We start from the raw sequence: 17,991 nt of genomic DNA on the forward strand, positions 1-17,991 counted from the left end.
GTCAGCTCTGCCTGAGCGCGTCCGTGCACGCCAGGCGAAGCTCCTCGAGCTGCCTGCCGTGCCGGTCCGCCCGCTCGACCAGGGATTCCAGGGTCGCCCGCGGCAGCCGCGGGTCGCCGATGTCCAGGAGCGCCTTGAAGCCCAGCTTCTTGCCCGTCACCGCGAGGGTGAGCGCCTCGAGTTCGATCAGGTCGCTCAGCGGTGATCGCTCGGCCACCCGCCGGTTGGGCTTGAGCTGCGCGACCTTCTCGGCGGCCTTGGCGGGCAGGTCCTTGAGCACGGAGGGGGACGTGCCCACCAGGGTCATGAGCTCCTCGAGGCTGTGCAGGTCGTCCACGGTCTCGTCGCCGATCCGGGTCACGATCTCGCGGACCCGCGGGTCCCGGTGGTCCCTGGCCACTCGCCGGAACAGGTCGATCCCGGCGGCGGCACCGGCGTGGTGGTCCTGCATGTACGTGTGGAGCATCTCGGTGGACATGGTCCGACGGTACGAGAGCGGGCGGGAAGGGCAACCGGACGAGGGCGCGGGATCACCGCGCGAGCAGGCCCTTGGCGATGTGGGTCACCTGGATCTCGTTGCTGCCCGCGTAGATCATGAGCGACTTGGCGTCGCGGGCCAGCTGCTCCACCCGGTATTCGGCCATATACCCGTTGCCGCCGAAGAGCTGCACCGCGTCCATGGCGACGTCGGTGGCGGCCTCGGAGGAGTACAGCTTCATCGCCGACGCCTCCGCCAGGGAGAGCGGCTTGCCGGCCCGGGCCCGCTCGATGGAGTGGAACACCATGTTCCGGACGTTCATCCGTGCGACCTCCATCCTCGCCAGCTTGAGCTGGATCAGCTGGAAGCGGCCGATCTCCTGGCCCCACAGGGTGCGGTCCCGCGAGTAGTCGACGCACAGCCGGTGGCATTCCTCGATGATGCCCAGGGCCATGGTCGCCACGCCGATCCGCTCGGCCGTGAAGCTGGACCGCGCCGACTCCCGCCCGTCCCCGCCGCGGCCCTCGCCCGACCCGCCGAGCAGCCGATCCGGTCCCAGGCGGACGTTGTCGAAGAACAGTTCGCCGGTGGGGGAGCTGTGCAGGCCCATCTTCTTGAATGGCGCGCCCTGGGTGAGCCCCTCCATGCCCTTGTCCAGCACAAAGGTGAGGACCTTGCGGTCCCGCCGGGCGGCCGGGTCATCGGTGCCGCCCTCGTCGAGCTTGGCGTAGACGATCATCACGTCGGCGTACGGGCCGTTGGTGATGAAGGTCTTCCGGCCGTTGAGGATGTAGTCCTCGCCGTCGCGCCGCACGTAGGTCCGCATCCCGCCGAAGGCGTCGGAGCCGGAGTCCGGCTCGGTGATCGCCCACGAGGCGACCTTCTCCATGGTGGCGATCCCCGGCAGCCAGCGCTCCTTCTGCTCGAGCGTGCCCCGCGAGGCGATCGTGGTGGCGCCCAGCCCGAGGCTCACCCCGAGCGCCGAGACCAGGCCCATGCACGCCCCGGCCAGCTCGCTGATCACCACGGCCATCATGGAGTCCCGGCTCTCGAGGGCGCCGCCGGTCCCGCGGTCCTCGTCGTCGTCCCCCTCCCCACCGTCGCCGCGCGGCGCGCCACCTGCCGCGGCGCCGACGGTCTCCCTCGCCCGCTCCCGGGCGAGCATCTTCTCCACGCCGTCGGCGGCCATGGTGTCGATCCCGAACTCGGCGAACAGCTTCCGGATGATCGGGTACGGCGTGATCTCGCCGCTCTCGAGCGCATCCATCTGGGGGCGGATCTCCTTGGCGATGAACCCCCGTACGGCGTCGCGGATCATCAGGTCGGTCTCGGACCACTCGTACATCGGCTGCGTCTCCTCGCTGTAACACGTGTCAGCCCAGTGTGTCGTGGTCGGACGCCCGGCAACGGGGTTTCCCGCAGACCGCCGCCGGGTTCGGGCAGACTCGCACGCATGAGCGCCCCCGCCGTGAACGCCACCCACCCCGCCCGTGACGACCGGGCGGGCCGCGGCCGACTGGGCCGGGTCGGGCTGTGGACGGGCTCGCTCGAGGGCGTTCCCGTCGCGCAGGTCCCCGACGTGCTGGGCGAGCTCGACGACCAGGGCTGGGGGTCGCTGTGGTTCGGCGAGGCGGTCGGTCGGGAGGCGTTCACCGCCGCCCAGCTCTACCTGGGCGCGACCCGCCGGATGACGATCGGCACCGGTATCGCCAACATCTACGGCCGCGACGCCTCCGCCGCCGGTTCGGCCGCGCGCACGCTGGAGGCGTCGCACCCCGGGCGGTTCGTCCTGGGCCTGGGGGTCTCCCACGCCCCGCTGGTCGAGCGCCACCGCGGCCACCACTACGGCCGCCCGCTCTCGGCGATGCGCGAGTACCTCGACGCCCTCGACCGCACCCGCGCGCTGGCCGCCGGCGAGGACGTGATGCCGCCGGTGGTCCTCGCCGCGCTCGGGCCGAAGATGCTCGGACTCTCCCGCGACCGGACCGCCGGCGCCCACCCGTACCTCACGCTCCCCGAGCACACCGCGCGGGCGCGGGAGATCCTCGGCGGCACCGGGGAGGACGGGCCGGCCCTGGTGGTGGAGCACGCCGCGGTGGTCGCCGCGGGGGTGGGGGACGACGACGAGGTCTGGCGGTCGCGGGCCCACGACCACCTCACCGTGTACACGGGGCTGCCCAACTATCGGAACTCGTGGACGCGGCAGGGCTTCGAGGAGTCGGACTACGTGCGCGGGGGCAGCGATCGCCTCAAGCGGGCCCTGGTCACCCGCGGGCTCGAGGCCACCCGGGCGCGCGTGCAGGAGCACCTGGACGCGGGCGCGTCGACGGTCCTGGTCCAGGTGCTCGGGGAGAACATGCTGGTCCCGCCGGTGCAGGACTGGCGGCTGGCGGCCGAGGCGCTCCTGGGCTGACCGCCGGCCCGGCTTGCGCTGCCCCTTCGGTCCGCCCCGCCCCGGCTTGCGCTGCCCCTTCGGCTTGCGCTGCCCGAATGGTCCATCGGGCCATCGCAACCCCGGGAACACCGCGCGTTCTGCCAGCGCAAGCCGGAGAGGCAGCGCACCCCGGAGAGGCAGCGCACCCCGGGTCAGGGCGGAACGGGTCAGAACGGAACGGTGTCGACGACTATCGGTCCCGCCGTGGCCCCTCCGGTGGTGGTGAGTCGGTACTCGATCGGGCCCACCCCGGTGGAGATGATCGCCTCCTGCGGGGAGGAGATCGGATCCGGGATGCCGGTGGAGATCCGCGGCCAGGGGATCTGCGCGGTCTTCTGCCCGGTCGCGTTGGTGGTGAGGTTGCGCCACGTGAGCGTGGCGGTGAGGTTGCAGGGCCCGGTGCCGAGCACGCCGAAGCCCCAGCTCACGCTGGCCGAGGCGGGATAGCCGTCGCCGTTCAGGGTGGCGGACACGATTCCGGCGCAATTGCCGGTGGGGGACCCGCCCGTGGCGATGAGCCGGTCGGGGGCGGGGAACAGAAGGGGGATGGCCTCGGCCGAGCCCTGTGCGTTGGCCGTGGCCGGGCCCACGACGGCGGAGGTCAACGCGACGGCGGTGGCGGCGAGAGCGGCCCCCACGGACACAAGCGGCCGACGGGGGTTACGTCGGATCGATTCGGAGATGTTCATGTTTCCCATGCTGGCATTAAGAGAAGCCTCACACAAGGGTCTGAACGAGTCGGCAGCAGGTCAGGACGTCACCCCGATCACGGCCGCGCCGGTGAGGCCTGCGGTCACGCTCACGAACGACGCCACGCTCACCGTCCGGAACCACGGGGTCGCCGAGACGCCCGGGGAGAAGGCCATCGGGAGGAAGAGCAACGGGTTGAGGGCGGTGCCGATCGCGATGAGGATCTGGATCCACGCCGGGAGGCCGGGCTGGACAGCGCCGACCGCGATCACCAGGACGCCCATGATCACGTAGTCGAGGTGCAGTTGCAGCAGGCGTCGCGGTTCGCGGACACCCATCCTGTCCACGAGGCCGGGCAGGGCGAGTTGCGCCGCCACCAGCCACCCGGTCCAGGCGCCCACGGCGAGCAGCACGAGACCGAACTTCACGAGGAACGCCATGGCGGGGAGGCTAGTTGGTGGGGACGATGCGGCGGGGCGGAACGGGAACGCGCTCGACACCTGTCTGTAGTGTCCGTCGCAGGGTCTCCGGAAGGACACGGCATGGGTGGCAGGACGCGCGGCGGAGACGCCGTGAGGAGCGAGGAGAACGGGCTGATCGCGGTCCTGGCCTTCGGCGGGGTCGTCGTGTCCCTCAGCCAGACGCTGGTGATCCCCCTGCTGGGCATGCTCCCCGCGATTCTCGGAACCTCCGCCACCAACGCTGCCTGGGTCGTCACCGTCACGCTTCTCGCCGGCGCGGTGGCGGGGCCGGTGATGGGTCGCCTGGGCGACCTCTATCCCAAGAAGCACGTGGTGATCGGCTGCACCGCGATCATGGTGGTGGGCTCGGTCCTGTGCGCGCTGTCCACCTCGCTGTGGCCGATGCTCATCGGGCGCGCCCTGCAGGGCGTCGGGATCGGTGTGATCCCGATCGGGATCGCGACCATGCGCGAGGTGCTGCCCGCCGTGCGTCTCGGGCCGTCGATCAGCCTCATGAGCTCCTCGCTCGGGGTGGGTGGGGCGCTCGGACTACCGGCGGCCGCGGCGCTGGCGCAGTACGGCTCCTGGCAGTGGATGTTCTGGGGCTCGGCCGTGCTCGGCCTGGCGATCATCGCGATGATGGCGGTCCGGATCCGGGCGCTGCCGGCAGCCAAGCCCGACGGCACCCTCGACCTGGTCGGCGCATCCGGTCTGGCCGTCGGCCTGATCTCGCTGTTGCTGGCGGTCTCCAAGGGGGCGGACTGGGGTTGGGCGTCCGCCCTGACCCTCTCGTTGTTCGCGCTCGCCGCGGTAGCGTTCCCCGCCTGGGGCTGGTGGGTGCTGCGGCACCCGTCCCCCGTGGTGGACCTGCGGGTGGCCGCCCGACGACCGGTCCTCATGACCAACATCGCCTCGGTGCTCGTGGGCATGGGGCTGTACGCGCAGTTGATCGTCCTCCCGCAGGTCCTGCAGTTGCCCGTGGCCACGGGGCACGGACTCGGGCAGTCGATGGTCGCCATGGGGCTGTGGATCGCACCCGGAGGCCTGGCCATGATGGCCGTCTCCCCGATCAGCGGGCGTCTCATCACCACCCGGGGACCCAAGCCCACGCTCGTCCTGGGGTCGTTGGTGATCGCCGCGGGCTACGCCTCGGCGATCTTCCTCATGGGCTCGACCTGGGGTGTCATGCTCGCAGGTGCGCTGACGAGTGCGGGTGTGGGCCTGGCCTACGGGTCGATGCCGGCGCTCATCATGGCCTCGGTACCGCATTCCGAGATGGGGTCGGCGAACAGTTTCAACACGCTGATGCGGTCGATCGGCACCACCACCGCCGCCGCGGTGCTCGGGGTGGTGCTCACGCAGATGTCCACGGACTATCAGGGACTGTTCGTCCCCACCGAGGCCGGGTTCCGGGTGGGCCTGGTCCTCGGATGTGCGGTGGCGCTCGTGGCCGCGGGGGTCGCGGCCGCGATCCCGCCGCCGTGGGAGTCGGAGGACTGAGCGGACCGGGCGGACCCCGGGGGATCAGCCGCGCACGCGCGCGATGATCTCCCCGGCCAACTCGGCGGGTCGCTCCTCGGGGATCCAGTGGCTCGCGCCGCTCATCTCGACAAAGCGGTAGTCGGCGTCCACGTAGCGGGCGGTTCGCACGGCGCCGCCACGGCCCAGGGCCGGGTCCCGGTCGCTCCAGACGAAGGTCGTGGGTACCCGGACGCGGGCGGTGGCGCCCCGGGGCGAGGCGAAGGGCAGCGCGCGGTACCAGCCCAGGCCACCGGGCACGGCCCCGTCCGCCACCATCTCGCGTCGGAAGCGCTCGATCATCTCCGGCGTCATGCCCATCCCGGCGAGCGCGCGCGTGGGGCGGGAGCCGCGCGAGGTGAGGACCCGCTCGGGCACCCACGGGAGTTGGAAGAACCCGATGTACCACGAGCGCAGCAGCTGGTCCGAGGCGATCATCGCGCGGAGGAACGCGGCGGGGTGAGGCACCGACACCGCGGTGAGCGTGCGGACCCGGTCGGGGTGCGCGGCCGCGACGCCCCACGCGACGGCGGCCCCCCAGTCGTGGCCGACGATGTGGGCGGAGGTCGCGTCGGCACCCTCGAGGCCGGCACTGTCGAGAAGGGCCACCACGTCGCGGACCAGCTCGGACAGCCGGTAGGCGCGGCGCCCCCGCGGACGAGCGGTGGCGCAGTACCCACGTTGATCCAGCACGAGCGTGCGCAGGCCCGCCGCGTGGAGCAGGGGTACGACCTCGTCCCAGCTGCTCGTCCGCTGGGGGAAGCCGTGGAGAAGGACCACCGGCTCGCCGTGGAGCGGCCCGGAGTCGACGGCCCGGAACGTCAAGGGTCCCCGGGAGAAACGGACCTCGCGGACCTCGGCATCGTCAACCACGGACGTACCCCCTGGTGACGGCCCGGTCCAGGATCCCGAGGGTGGCCCGGAGGGCGGTGGCGTCGAGCACCGGCAGGACCCCCGAGTCCCGCCAGTCGGGGTGGGCGTCGGACCAGTCGTAGTAGCTGAGGACGTCCGTGCCGCCGTCCGCCGCGGTCAGGCGGTACCCGTAGACGTGACCGATCGGCGGCTTGAGATCGCCGTCGATCGTCCAGGCGATCTCCACGTCCTCCTCGAACCGGGTGATGATCACGGTGACGTCGTAGCGCCCGAGGTCGTAGTCACCGAGGGCTTCCCGGTCCATGTGGACGACGAACCGGTCCCCCTCGCGTGAGACACGCGGTCCCTCCGCCGACTGGAGCATGCCGGAGGAATCGATGGCCACGTGGCCGTCGGGATCGCAGAGGACGGCGAAGATCCGGGCGGGGGAGGCGGCGAGGGTCCGCCGGGCCTCGAGTCGGTGGGTGGGCGCGCTGTCGCTCGGCCGGGGATCCGTCACGGCGCCGACGCTACCCGTGCGGGCGGCGCCGGCGCCGGGGATCAGACCCGCTCGGGATCCGGGCGATCCCACGCGCGGTGCACGGCGAGCAGGGGCTGGAGCGCGGTCACGGCGTCACCGGGAGCCTCGAAGAGCGCCACGCCGGGGGTGCCCTCGGTGATCCCGAAGTCGACCAGGTCGCCCGCGATGGCGGCGGGGTGCGCGATGGCCTTCTTGTGCCGGACCATCTCGCTGATCAGGACGTCGATGCGCGGATCGGCGGGGAGGTCGACGACGACGAGGGCGTCGAACTCGACGGACCGCTGCGTCTGATAGGTCCGCGACACGGCGACCGTGGTGTCGCCGCCCCCCAGGGTTCCCCCGCGCTCGGCGATGACGAGCGGCACCATGCCGTCGGCGAAGACGGCGTCGACGACCGCCTTGACGCCGTCGACGTCCGTGGCGGACGTGACGAGGATGCCGACGAGCCGACCGTCGGACGGCCACTCGCCGCCGACCTGCGAGAGGACCGGGCTTGTGGTGACCTCACTCGTGGCCGCGACCTCGCCGGGCGCGGGGAGCCCGAGCCCGGTGGCGACGGTGACGGCCAGGTCGTGGTCGATGTGCGCGAGGGCCTCGAGCTGGCGGACCTTGATCGCCTCCTCGTAGCACTTGCCCAGCTCGAAGGAGTACGCCTCGGCGGTGTGCTGCTTCTCCACGTCGGTCAGGCTGTTGTAGAACAGCGTGGCCTGGGAGAAGTGGTCGTCGAAGGAGGCGGGTGCGCGGCGCTCGATCCGCGCGTCGGCGATCTGCTGCGCCACCTCCACCAGCGCCTCGTCCTCGGTCCCCGCGAGGAACGGGCAGCCGCCGTCGAGGCTGTTCGGCCGGTACGGCGCCACGCCCACGTGGTCGGCGGTCTGGTGCATGCCGTCGCGCAGCATGTCGTTGACCCCGGTGTGGGGCCGGTTGATGGGCAGCTGGCCGAAGTTCGGGCCACCCAGTCGGGAGATCTGGGTGTCGAGGTAGGAGAACAGCCGGCCCTGGAGCAGCGGGTCGTTGGTCACGTCGATGCCGGGCACGAGGTGGCCGGGGTGGAACGCGATCTGCTCGGTCTCCGCGAAGAAGTTCTTCGGGTTGCCGGTGAGCGTCATGGTGCCGATGAGCTGCACCGGTGCCTGCTCCTCGGGTACGAATTTGGTGGGGTCGAGCAGGTCGATGCCGTTGAACATCTCGCTCACACCGTCGGAGTCCACCGTGTCCGGGAACACCTGGATCCCCAGGTCCCACTCGGGGTAGGCGCCGGACTCGATCGCGTCGGCCAGGTCGCGCCGGTGGAGATCGGGGTCCATCCCGGCGGCGATCTGCGCCTCCTCCCACACCAGCGAGTGCACGCCGAGGCGGGGCTTCCAGTGGAATTTGACGAGGCTGGTCTCTCCCGCCTCGTTGATCAACCGGAAGGTGTGGACGCCGAAGCCCTCCATCATCCGGTAGGAGCGCGGGATGCCGCGGTCGGACATGTTCCACAGCGTGTGCGCCTGCGCCTCGGTGTGCAGCGAGACGAAGTCCCAGAAGGTGTCGTGCGCGCTCTGCGCCTGCGGGATCTCTCGATCCGGGTGCGGCTTGGCTGCGTGGACCACGTCCGGGAACTTGATGGCGTCCTGGATGAAGAAGACCGGGATGTTGTTGCCCACGAGGTCCCACGTGCCCTCGTCGGTATAGAACTTGGTCGCGAAGCCGCGGGTGTCGCGGACGGTGTCGGCAGAACCGCGCGAGCCGAGGACGGTGGAGAAGCGGACAAAGACCTCGGTCTCCTTGCCGTCCTCGAACACGCCGGCGCGGCAGACGCTCGCGGCGGCGCCGTTGGCCCGGAAGACGCCGTGCGCGCCGGCCCCGCGGGCGTGGACGACACGCTCCGGGATCCGCTCGTGGTCGAAGTGCATGATCTTCTCGCGCAGGTGGTGGTCCTGCAGGAGGGTGGGCCCGCGGCGCCCGGCCTTCTGCGAGTGGTCGGTGTCGGAGATCCGGGCGCCCTGGGCGGTGGTGAGGAACCGGCCCTGCTGGCGGGCGGCGTCCTCGGGGTCGGCGGACTCCGCGCCGGTGGGGCTGAACGGGGTGGCGCCCTTCTGGTCCGCCTTGGGGGGCGGGGGGCCCGTCGGGTCGGTGGGCTCGTCGACCGAGGGCGGTGCGGAACCGGGGACGCCGGGCACGACGTCGGCGGTCTTGGATGCGGCGGATTTCTTGGTGGACATGCGGCTCCTCCGACAGTGGCGTGCGGTTTCTCGTCTGGCCTGGGACTCTCCCACCTCGGGCGCGGCCCGCAACCAGTCGCGGAACTCGCGACCGAGGGGTACGGTGCGGCCGCCCGCGCGGCGGGCTCGGGCCTAGACTCGGACCATGACCGGGTCCCTGGAGTTCTCGGACCTCGCCCTCATCGGGGCGGTTGCGCTGCTCGGCCCGCTGTTGGCCTGGCGGCGCTCGTGGCGCCTGCCCGTGGTGTTCGGGGAGATCCTCGCGGGAATAGCGGTGGGTGCCTCCGGTCTGGGCTGGCTCGACGCGTCGGATCCGGGGTTCGCGCAGCTCGCGGTGGTCGGATTCGCCTTGGTGATGTTCGTGGCGGGAACCCACGTCCCGGTGCGTGACCGCGAACTGCTGCAGGGGTTGTGGCCGGCCGCGGGCCGGGTCGTGGCGGTGGCGGCCCTGGCCGTCGCCCTGGGGTGGGCCGTGGCGTCCCTCGTGGACTCCGACCACGCGCTGCTCTACGGAGTGATCATGGCGTCCTCGTCCGCCGCGCTGGTGTTGCCCCTGCTGGACTCGCTCTCCCTCGGTGGCCCGGACGTCACCCGGCTGCTGCCGCAGGTCGCACTCGCCGACGCCGTGTGCATCGTGGCACTCCCGCTGGTGATCGACCCTGCACGGGCGGGCACGGCCGCGCTGGGAGCGATCGCGGTGATCTCGGCCGCGGTCCTGCTGTTCGTGGTTCTCCGCTACTTCGACCGCTCCGGCCTGCGCCGGCGCATCCACCACGTCTCGGCCAAGCGGGGGCTGGCGCTGGAACTCCGGTTCAATCTCGTGGTGCTGTTCGCGCTGGGCGCGCTCGCGGTGGCGACCAACGTCTCCGTGATGCTCGCCGGGTTCGCGTTCGGGATGGTCGTCGCGATGATCGGGGAGCCCCGGCGGCTCGCGCGGCAGGTGTTCGGCCTCGCGGAGGGGTTCCTCGGGCCGGTGTTCTTCGTCTGGCTCGGCGCCTCCCTCTCGCTGCGCGAGCTGTGGGACCAGCCACGGATGGTCCTGCTGGGCCTCGCCCTGGGATTCGGGGCGATCGCGTGCCACTCCGCCATGCGGGTCACCGGGCAGCCGGCCGCCGCGGGAGTACTCGCCGCGGCCGAACTGGGCGTGCCGATGGCGGCCGTGGCGCTGGCGGAACCCGCCGGCACGCTCGCCCCCGGAGAGGGCCCGGCGCTGCTGCTGGGAGCGCTCGTCACGGTGGTCGCGGCGATCCTCGCGGGTCGCAGACTCGCGGTGAGAGGCGGGAGCCCGGACGAGGCGCTCGGTGCCGACGTCTCTCCGCGTACTCTCAGCGGAACTCCCTAGGCTCCCCGCCATGGCGACTCACGAGGCTGACCCGGACCCCGGTGTGGATCCCGGTCATCGGGGTCTGGCCTCGAGGTCGGTGCCGGCGCTCGTCGCGGCGGGGCTCCTCTTCCTCGTTCCTCTCCTCTTCTTTGTCGTACTCGCGGAGGACGTCGCCGAGCAGGAGATCTTTTCCTTCGACCGTCCGGTGATGATGTGGCTCCACGGTGTGACGACGCCGTGGCTGACGGCGGTGATGGAGGCGGTGACGGAACTCGGCGGTCTCGTCGTGGTCCCGGTCGCCGCGACGGTGGCGGCGATCGTCCTGTGGCGGCGCGGGTCGCGGCGCAGCGCCACGGTGCTGGCGGCGGCGGTCGTCGGATCGACCCTCCTCAACACCGTGCTCAAGGCGGTGTTCCGGCGAGCCCGCCCCGACTTCTGGCAACACCTCGTCACGGAGGACTCCTACTCGTTCCCGAGCGGGCACGCGATGGCCACGATGGCGCTGGCGGCGTCCCTGGTCGTCCTGGCGTGGGGCACCAGGTGGAGGTGGGCGTCCGTGGTTACCGGGGCGGTGTACGTGGTGGCCGTCGGAGTCTCGCGGATGTACCTCGGTGTCCACTACCCGAGCGACGTGCTCGCCGGGTGGAGCGTGTCCGTCCTGTGGGTCGCGGTGGTCGTGGTGGTCCTGGCGTGCGTGGAGGCGTGGCAGCGCCGACGGGCCGAGAGGGCAGTGCTGACCCGATCGAATGAGGTCCGGCCATGACGATCGACCGGTTGCTCGGGACCTCCCTGCTGGACACCCCGGCGCTGGTGGCGGTGTGGGTGCTCGTGGTGGGCGGTGTCGCGGGCCTGGTGGCCCTCGGGGCACGGACGGCACGCCCGTCACGGACCGGGGCCACGGGCCCGGGCGGTCCACGCCGCTGGTGGACCCGCACGCTGCCGGCCTGCATCGGCACCGCGGTGGCCGCCACGGCGACGGGTGGACTGCTGGTGGAGAAGGTGTTCAGACCCTTCCCCGACGCGCTGCCGCCGGCGGTCTACGTGTGGATCGCCGTGGGCCTGTTCGCGCTGATTCTCGGCGCGGTCGCCGCCGTCGGGGGGAGCCGCGCGCGCCGCCCGTGGTGCGTGGCGGGCGCCGTGCTCGCGGTGATCTCTGTGGTGGTCGGTGCGGGCGGCCACGTCAACCGCATGTACGCCGAGTACCCCACCCTGGGCTCACCGTTCGGGTGGTCCGATCACCGGACCGTGTCGCTGGCCGAAGTCCCGGGGTCCACCCCGGCGACCATCGGTGGCGACCTCCCGCCCGGCACGCCGCTCGACTCGGTGTGGACGCCGCCGCCGACCATGCCACAGCGCGGTGCGATCACGGAGGCGTCGATCCCCGGTACCGCGTCCGGCTTCGTGGCCAGACCCGCCCAGATCTACCTGCCGCCCGCGTACTTCACGGACCCGCGCCCGCTGCTGCCGGTGCTCGTCCTCCTACCGGGCCAGCCCGGAACCCCCACGGACTGGGTGGTCTCCGGACGGCTGCCGGTGGTGGCGGACGCCTTTGCCGCTCGCCATGCCGGGCTGTCGCCGGTGGTGGTGGTGGCCGACCCGATCGGGGAGCCGCTCGGTAACACCCTGTGCGTCGACTCCGGCCGCGGCAACGCGCGCACCTACCTCGCCGAGGACGTCCCGGACTGGATCCACCGGAACCTCCAGGTGGACACCGGACCGCGGTCGATGGCGATCGGGGGGCTGTCCTTCGGCGGCACCTGCGCCCTGCAGATGGCGCTCTCCGATCCGGAGGTCTACCCGACCTTCCTCGACCTGTCGGGGCAGGGCGAACCGACGATCGGGACCCGCGCCGACACCGTCGACCGGTTCTTCGGTGGAGACGAGGCGGCGTTCCGCGAGCACAACCCCGCCGATGTGCTGGCACACCGCCGCTTCCCCGGGCTCGCCGGCGCGTTCGTCACCGGCACGTCCGACTCCGAATACGGTCCGGCGACACGGGCGCTCTACTCGGCGGCGCTGGCCGCGGGGATCGACGCGCACCTCAGCGAGCTCCCCGGGGGCCACAGCTACGCCGTGTGGTCGGCCGGTCTCGAGCACGAGCTGCCCTGGCTCGCCCAGCGGATGGGGCTCATCCGGTGAGGCGGGCCGTCTCCACGGCCCGCGGGTATGCGGCCCGGGCGTGGTCGACCTCGCCGTACACGGTCGCGCTGCTCGCCGCCCTGTGGGTCCTCGCCGCGGTCACCGGCTCCGCGGTCCACGGCCCGGACCCGGGGTGGGCCGGGCGGGTCGCGGTGGGGTGGACGACCCTGGGGCAGGGGCACCTCTGGACGGTCGTCACCTCGGGGCTGTTCGTGTCCGGCGTCGCGGACCTGGTCGTCTCCTCCCTCCTCCTGCTGGGGGTGGGGCCGGTGGCCGAGCGGTTGCTGGGTGGTCCGCGGATGCTGGTGGCCGCCCTCGTCGCGCAGGTCGCGGGCGTCGTCGGTGGTATCGGGTACGGGGCGCTCTTCCACACCCTCTCCGCGGGCGCGGGCGCGGGTTCCGGGTGGGCGGACGTGGTCCACGCGCCCCCATGGGTCGGCCCGCTGCCCTGGATCCTCGGCGCCCTGCTGGCGTCGACGGCGAGGATGCCGGTCCTGTGGCGGCGGCGGACCCGGGCCGTGGCCCTGGCGGTGCTCGTCACCCTCGTCCTCTTCGCCGGGCACCCGCAGGACGTCGTGCGGTTGTGCGCGGCGCTGGCGGGGCTGGGTGCGGGCATCGCGCTGACCCGCGACGCGCACCACACGCGACTGCTCGGCGGCTCGGTGCGGGAGACCCGCACCCTGCTCGCCCTCGTGGTGGCGGCGTCCGTCCTGGGGCCGCTCGTGGTCTCGCTCACCGCCGGCGCGGTGGGACCGCTCGCCCCGTTGAGCCAGCTCGTCCGCGACGTGCCGTTCACCCCGGCGCAGACCGCCGAACTGTGCGCGGTGGACCCGGGCGGCACCGACTGTTGGAACGCGCGCCAGCTCCTCCGACTCACCGGCGTCGGCCCCGTGGTCCTCACCCTCATGCCGACGCTGCTCGTCCTGATGCTGGCGGACGGTCTGCGGCGGGGGCGCCGCGCCGCGCTGTGGTGGGCGCGGGCGGCGTACGCGGCCCAGCTCGTGGCCTCGGCCGCCCTGCTCTTCGTGGGACCGGTCGAGACGGACCGCGGCCGGCGGCAGCTGATTGTCGGCGCGGTCCCGCACGAGCACATCTTCTGGGTGGTGGCGCCGCTCGTCGTGGTGGCCGGAACGCTCCTCGCGCTGCTGGTCACCGGTGGTTTCTTCCAGACGCGGGCGAGCGTCCGCGCGGCCCGGCGCGCGGCCGTCGGGATCGCGGCGGTGGTCCTGGGCGGGTCGGTCGTCTTCGTGGGCCTCGGCGCACTCGTCACGGAGGGGGTGGCCGCATCCGGGCTCTCGGATCCGTCGGTCGTGGAACTCGCGCTCGACTACCCGGCCCGACTGATCCCGCCCGCCTACCTCGGGCTGTTCGGGCCCTCCCTGCTCCCGGTCTCGGACGCCGCGACCGTGCTGTTCGAGTGGATCGGCGTGGCCGTCTGGGCCGGTGTGATCGTGGTGCTGTGGCGGTTCCTCCACGCCCGCCGGACGGACGAGGACCCGGCCGCGGAGCACAGGCTGCGGGAACTGCTGCACAGGCCGGGCGGGACGTCGATGTCCTGGATGACCACGTGGCGGGGCAACGAGTACTGGTTCACCCAGCGGCATCCCCCGGGGTCACCGTCCGCGGTGGCGTTCCGTGTGGTGGGCCGGGTCGCGCTCACGACCGGCGGGCCGGTGGGCCCGGAAGACCAGGTGGGTCCGGCGGCGCTCGAGTTCGCCGAGCACTGCGTGCTCCAGGGGTTGACCCCCTGCTTCTACTCCGTCGACGCCGCGCTGGAGTCCGCGCTCCGGGCGGCAGGCTGGTCGTCGGTGCAGGTGGCGGAGGAGACCGTGATCCCGCTCCCCGACCTCGCCTTCAGCGGGAAGAGGTTCCAGGACGTCCGTACCGCGCTCAACCGGGCCCGGAAGGAGCAGGTGACGGCGGTGTGGACGACCTTCGACCGGGCCCCGCTCGCCCTGGTCAACCAGATCCTCGCGATCTCCGAGGAGTGGGTGGCGGACAAGGCGCTGCCGGAGATGGGCTTCACGCTCGGTGGGATCGAGGAGCTGGGCGACCCCGAGGTGCGACTCCTGCTGGCCGTGGATGCCGACGACGTGGTCCACGGCGTGACCTCGTGGCTCCCCGTGTACCGGGAGGGGGTGCCCGTGGGCCTCACCCTGGACTTCATGCGACGCCGCACCGGGGGCTTCCGGCCGACCACCGAGTTCCTCATCGCCTCCGCCGCGCTCCGGGCGAAGGAGGAGGGCCTGGAGTTCCTCAGCCTGTCGGGAGCGCCCCTGGCGCACGGCGGGCGCGGGGACCAGGACGGGGGGACCGCCGGGGACGACTCGGCGTTGTCCGCCGTGCTCGACCGCGTCGGGGCGGCCCTCGAGCCGGTGTACGGCTTCCGCTCCCTGCTGGCCTTCAAGGCCAAGTTCGATCCGCGGTACCGACCGTTGTACCTCTGTCATCCGGACGCGGCGGCCCTGCCCGCGATCGGCGTCGCGGTGGGGCGCGCCTACCTCCCGGAGGTCGGGCTGGGCCAGGGCGCGCGGCTGGTGGGCACTCTGGGGCGGATTCGGCTTCGCCGGGGCTGGACGAGCGTCCATCAGAATAGGGTGTGACCATGACGAACCCCGGATCCGACGGCGCCGACGCCGGGACGGCCGCGATCCCGCGGACCCATCTGCCCTATCCAGTGGTCCTCGCCGCGGCGTGGTCGGCGTGCCTGCTCCTGATCGTGGCCGGCGCCTGGGTCCTCGGGCAGGCGGTGGGCCGGCTGTCCGTGATCCTCGCGCCCGTGGCCATCGCGGTGCTGCTCGCGGCCCTGCTCAGGCCCCTCGTGGACCGCATCCCGGCGCGGGTCCCGCGGGCGGCCGCGGCCCTCGTCGTCGTCGTCGGTCTCCTCCTGGCGATCCTGGGCGCGCTCGCGGCGGTGACCACGCAGTTCGCCACCGGGGTCCCCGCGATGCGCGACAAGCTGGCCAGCGGGACCGACTCCGCGTTGCGGTGGCTGGAGGACGGCCCCCTCCACCTCACCGCCGACCGGCTGCAAGAGGCCGTGGCCCAGAGCCGCAGCTGGCTCGAGGGTCACTCCCAGACGCTCGCCGCGGGCGCGGTCCACTTCGGCCACACCGCGGTCGACGCCGTGGCCGGCCTGCTCATCTGCCTGGTCTCGTTGTTCTTCTTCCTCTACCACGGGGAGAAGCTGTGGGAGTTCTTCGTGCGCTGGCTCCCCAGGGCGAGCCGCGGGCACGTCGACACCGCGTTCCGGCACGGCTGGGGCAGCCTGGGCGCGTACACCCGCACCCAGCTCACCGTGGCGGCCATCAACTCGGCGGGGGTCGGGCTCGGCGCCCTGGTGCTGGGCGTGCCGTTCGTGGTCCCCATCGTCGTGGTGGTGTTCCTGGCCTCCTTCGTGCCGATCGTCGGCACGCTCGTCGCCGGCCTCATCCCCACCCTCCTGGCGCTGGTGGACAAGGGCCCGGCGATAGCGCTGGCGATGCTGGCGATCGTCGTGGTGGTGCACCAGATCGAGTCCCATCTGCTCCAGCCGCTCCTCATGGGCCACGCCGTGGCGCTGCACCCGCTCGCCGTGATCCTCGTCGTGACCGGGGGGACCTACCTGTTCGGCATCGTGGGGGCGTTGTTCGCGGTCCCCGTCACCGCCATGGTCAACACGGTGGTGAGGTACCTGGCCGCGCGGGGCGGGGAACCGGGCGAGGGGATCGTGCCCGAGCGCGACCAGGTGTCCGGGCCGGACGGTGACGACGACGACGAGGTCGCGGTCCCCGCGAGCGGACCCGCGTCGCGGTGAGGTCCGGCCCGGCTCGGACCCCACCGGGCTCGGCGGTCGAGGTGGTCCGGTCGAGCGTGGTCCGCGCCGCCCGTGACCGGGTGTGGGCGCGCGTCGTCACCGCGGAGGGCGTCAGCGACGAGTTCGGGCCCCTGTTGACCATGCGGTTCCCCTCGCGCCTGGCGGGGTCGTCCATCGTGGACCTGCCGCGGGGTCGGTCGATCGGTCGAGCGTGGATCCTGGTCTGCGGGGTGATCCCGGTGGAGTACGACGACCTGGTGGTGGTGGACCTGGTGGCGCCCCGCTACTTCCGGGAGCGCTCGCGCCTCGGGTCGTGCCGGGTGTGGGAGCACCGCCGCGAACTCGAGTCGCTCCCGGACGGGACCACCCGGGTCACCGACACCCTGCGGGCCCAACCACGGCTGCTGGTGCCCCGCCGGGTCGTCCGCGTGGTGGTCGGGGCGCTCTTCGCCCACCGGCACCGCCGGCTCGCGCGGGCCTTCGGGGCGGAGTGTGACGGGGAGAACCGCCCGGCGGGTCCGTGATGCCGCACAATGGTCAGTGGCCGATCGCGCGCCGAGGTACGGCGCGACAGGCCGTCCCCGAGGGGGAATGCGACATGCAGAAGACGACGCTCCACGGCCGCGAGCTGGCCTACCGCGAGGCGGGGGCCGGCGAGGGCAAGCCCACGCTGCTGCTCATCCACGGGATGGCGGGGAGCTCCGGCACCTGGCGCGAGATGATCCCGCGCCTCGAATCCTCGTACCACATCCTCGCCCCGGACCTACCCGGCCACGGGGAGAGCTCACTCGACTTCGACGACTACTCGCTCGGGGCCATGGCGTCGGCCCTGCGCGACCTGCTGGTGGTCAAGGGCGTCCGGCGCTGCACGGTGATCGGCCACTCGCTCGGCGGCGGCGTGGCCCTGCAGTTCGTCTACCAGTACCCCGACTTCTGCGAGCGCATCGCGCTGATCGGGAGCGGCGGCCTGGGCAAGGAGGTCAACTGGATCCTGCGGCTCCTCGCGGTCCCGGGTGCGGAACTGCTGCTCACCGGCGCGGCGGCCCCGTTCCTGGTGTCCGCCGGGGACAGGGCCCGCGGATTCCTCACCGGCAAGGGCGTCCGCGCGGTCTCGCTGGAGGAACCGTGGGCGGCCTACGAGTCGCTCGGGAAGCCGGGCCATCGGCGGACCTTCTTCAAGACCCTGCGCGCCGTCGTGGACAACAAGGGGCAGGCCGTCTCCGCCAACAACCGCCTCCACCTGGCCGGACAGCTGCCGTTCCAGCTGATCTGGGGCGACCGGGACCCGATCATCCCCGTCTCGCACGGGCACGCCACCCACGACGCGATCCCGGGCAGCCGACTCGCGATCGTCGAGGGCACCGGGCACTACCCCCACGTCGAGGATCCCGCCGCCGTCGAGCGGATCATCACCGAGTTCATGGAGTCGACGGAGCCCGGGCACATCGACCACGACACGCTCAGCACCCTCGTGACCGCGGGCGGTGACGGCGAGTCCTGAACGCGACTCGGCCCCGGTTCCCGCGACGGGGAACCGGGGCCGAGGACGTT

At 72.5% G+C, this 17,991-nt stretch carries 16 protein-coding genes; 9 read left to right on the plus strand and 7 right to left on the minus strand.

All coding sequences use genetic code 11. From position 1 onward, the window contains the following. Position 1 precedes the first annotated feature (1 nt). Both Q0444_RS11065 and Q0444_RS11070 read right to left on the minus strand, forming a co-directional pair. Complete coding sequence (locus Q0444_RS11065) at positions 2-478, minus strand: hypothetical protein (RefSeq protein WP_291082765.1); 477 nt, start codon at positions 476-478, stop codon at positions 2-4. A 52-nt stretch (positions 479-530) separates the two neighbouring features. After that, complete coding sequence (locus tag Q0444_RS11070) at positions 531-1,823, minus strand: acyl-CoA dehydrogenase family protein (protein ID WP_299023241.1); 1,293 nt, start codon at positions 1,821-1,823, stop codon at positions 531-533. Positions 1,824-1,931: 108 nt separating this feature from the next. Between Q0444_RS11070 and Q0444_RS11075 the strand changes: the two genes are divergently transcribed. Continuing rightward, positions 1,932-2,891 carry a TIGR03620 family F420-dependent LLM class oxidoreductase gene (locus tag Q0444_RS11075; RefSeq protein WP_299023242.1) on the plus strand — a complete coding sequence of 320 codons (960 nt, stop codon included), beginning with the start codon at positions 1,932-1,934 and terminating at the stop codon, positions 2,889-2,891. A gap of 188 nt (positions 2,892-3,079) precedes the next feature. Here the strand turns inward: Q0444_RS11075 and Q0444_RS11080 are convergent, their stop codons facing one another. Further along, positions 3,080-3,601 carry a hypothetical protein gene (locus tag Q0444_RS11080; protein ID WP_291082756.1) on the minus strand — a complete coding sequence of 174 codons (522 nt, stop codon included), beginning with the start codon at positions 3,599-3,601 and terminating at the stop codon, positions 3,080-3,082. Positions 3,602-3,661: 60 nt separating this feature from the next. Beyond that, positions 3,662-4,042: a hypothetical protein gene (locus Q0444_RS11085; protein WP_291082753.1), complete on the minus strand. Its 381-nt coding sequence runs from the start codon at positions 4,040-4,042 to the stop codon at positions 3,662-3,664. Between the two features lie 102 nt (positions 4,043-4,144). On the opposite strand from Q0444_RS11085, the gene Q0444_RS11090 reads away from it, so the two are divergent. Further along, complete coding sequence (locus tag Q0444_RS11090) at positions 4,145-5,563, plus strand: MFS transporter (RefSeq protein WP_291082750.1); 1,419 nt, start codon at positions 4,145-4,147, stop codon at positions 5,561-5,563. 24 nt (positions 5,564-5,587) lie between these two features. Here Q0444_RS11090 and Q0444_RS11095 read toward each other — a convergent pair whose 3' ends face one another. Genes Q0444_RS11095 through Q0444_RS11105 form a run of 3 tightly spaced genes read right to left on the minus strand, consistent with a single transcriptional unit; the run spans position 5,588 to position 9,181 of the window. Then, positions 5,588-6,454, minus strand: a complete 867-nt coding sequence (locus Q0444_RS11095) for an alpha/beta fold hydrolase (protein WP_299023243.1) — start codon at positions 6,452-6,454, stop codon at positions 5,588-5,590. Then, positions 6,447-6,953 (minus strand): polyketide cyclase, encoded by a 507-nt coding sequence (locus Q0444_RS11100; protein WP_291082744.1) that lies wholly within the window; start codon positions 6,951-6,953, stop codon positions 6,447-6,449. The genes Q0444_RS11095 and Q0444_RS11100 overlap by 8 nt, the downstream gene beginning before the upstream one ends. A gap of 41 nt (positions 6,954-6,994) precedes the next feature. Next, positions 6,995-9,181 carry a catalase gene (locus Q0444_RS11105; RefSeq protein WP_299023244.1) on the minus strand — a complete coding sequence of 729 codons (2,187 nt, stop codon included), beginning with the start codon at positions 9,179-9,181 and terminating at the stop codon, positions 6,995-6,997. A gap of 145 nt (positions 9,182-9,326) precedes the next feature. Between Q0444_RS11105 and Q0444_RS11110 the strand changes: the two genes are divergently transcribed. The 7 genes from Q0444_RS11110 (at position 9,327) to Q0444_RS11140 (ending at position 17,941) form a co-directional block, all read left to right on the plus strand. Further along, positions 9,327-10,523, plus strand: coding sequence for a cation:proton antiporter (locus Q0444_RS11110; protein ID WP_291082735.1), 1,197 nt, complete (start codon positions 9,327-9,329; stop codon positions 10,521-10,523). Between the two features lie 10 nt (positions 10,524-10,533). Next, entirely contained in the window at positions 10,534-11,268 is a 735-nt protein-coding gene (locus Q0444_RS11115) for a phosphatase PAP2 family protein (protein ID WP_291082731.1), read from the plus strand. Further along, positions 11,265-12,644, plus strand: a complete 1,380-nt coding sequence (locus Q0444_RS11120; protein ID WP_291082728.1) for an alpha/beta hydrolase family protein — start codon at positions 11,265-11,267, stop codon at positions 12,642-12,644. Before Q0444_RS11115 ends, Q0444_RS11120 begins: the two co-directional genes overlap by 4 nt. Beyond that, entirely contained in the window at positions 12,641-15,247 is a 2,607-nt protein-coding gene (locus Q0444_RS11125; protein ID WP_291082725.1) for a bifunctional lysylphosphatidylglycerol flippase/synthetase MprF, read from the plus strand. Before Q0444_RS11120 ends, Q0444_RS11125 begins: the two co-directional genes overlap by 4 nt. 2 nt (positions 15,248-15,249) lie before the next feature. Beyond that, the gene (locus tag Q0444_RS11130) at positions 15,250-16,440 is read left to right on the plus strand and encodes an AI-2E family transporter (RefSeq protein WP_291082722.1); all 1,191 of its coding nucleotides are present in this window, start codon (positions 15,250-15,252) and stop codon (positions 16,438-16,440) included. Beyond that, complete coding sequence (locus Q0444_RS11135) at positions 16,437-16,964, plus strand: hypothetical protein (RefSeq protein WP_299023245.1); 528 nt, start codon at positions 16,437-16,439, stop codon at positions 16,962-16,964. The genes Q0444_RS11130 and Q0444_RS11135 overlap by 4 nt, the downstream gene beginning before the upstream one ends. Before the next feature lie 74 nt (positions 16,965-17,038). Next, entirely contained in the window at positions 17,039-17,941 is a 903-nt protein-coding gene (locus Q0444_RS11140) for an alpha/beta fold hydrolase (protein WP_291082716.1), read from the plus strand. Positions 17,942-17,991 lie beyond the last annotated feature (50 nt).

The organism is uncultured Dietzia sp., assembly GCF_937873725.1.
Lineage (GTDB): Bacteria > Actinomycetota > Actinomycetes > Mycobacteriales > Mycobacteriaceae > Dietzia.

Excerpts from the sequence above, each read along its gene's own strand:
- Q0444_RS11110 (WP_291082735.1), top strand. The coding sequence starts at position 9,327 with ATGACCGGGTCCCTGGAGTTCTCGGACCTCGCCCTCATCGGGGCGGTT.
- Q0444_RS11090 (WP_291082750.1), top strand. The coding sequence starts at position 4,145 with ATGGGTGGCAGGACGCGCGGCGGAGACGCCGTGAGGAGCGAGGAGAAC.
- Q0444_RS11085 (WP_291082753.1), bottom strand. The coding sequence starts at position 4,042 with ATGGCGTTCCTCGTGAAGTTCGGTCTCGTGCTGCTCGCCGTGGGCGCC.
- Q0444_RS11120 (WP_291082728.1), top strand. The coding sequence starts at position 11,265 with ATGACGATCGACCGGTTGCTCGGGACCTCCCTGCTGGACACCCCGGCG.
- Q0444_RS11070 (WP_299023241.1), bottom strand. The coding sequence starts at position 1,823 with ATGTACGAGTGGTCCGAGACCGACCTGATGATCCGCGACGCCGTACGG.
- Q0444_RS11075 (WP_299023242.1), top strand. The coding sequence starts at position 1,932 with ATGAGCGCCCCCGCCGTGAACGCCACCCACCCCGCCCGTGACGACCGG.
- Q0444_RS11140 (WP_291082716.1), top strand. The coding sequence starts at position 17,039 with ATGCAGAAGACGACGCTCCACGGCCGCGAGCTGGCCTACCGCGAGGCG.
- Q0444_RS11130 (WP_291082722.1), top strand. The coding sequence starts at position 15,250 with ATGACGAACCCCGGATCCGACGGCGCCGACGCCGGGACGGCCGCGATC.
- Q0444_RS11115 (WP_291082731.1), top strand. The coding sequence starts at position 10,534 with ATGGCGACTCACGAGGCTGACCCGGACCCCGGTGTGGATCCCGGTCAT.
- Q0444_RS11080 (WP_291082756.1), bottom strand. The coding sequence starts at position 3,601 with ATGAACATCTCCGAATCGATCCGACGTAACCCCCGTCGGCCGCTTGTG.
- Q0444_RS11105 (WP_299023244.1), bottom strand. The coding sequence starts at position 9,181 with ATGTCCACCAAGAAATCCGCCGCATCCAAGACCGCCGACGTCGTGCCC.
- Q0444_RS11065 (WP_291082765.1), bottom strand. The coding sequence starts at position 478 with ATGTCCACCGAGATGCTCCACACGTACATGCAGGACCACCACGCCGGT.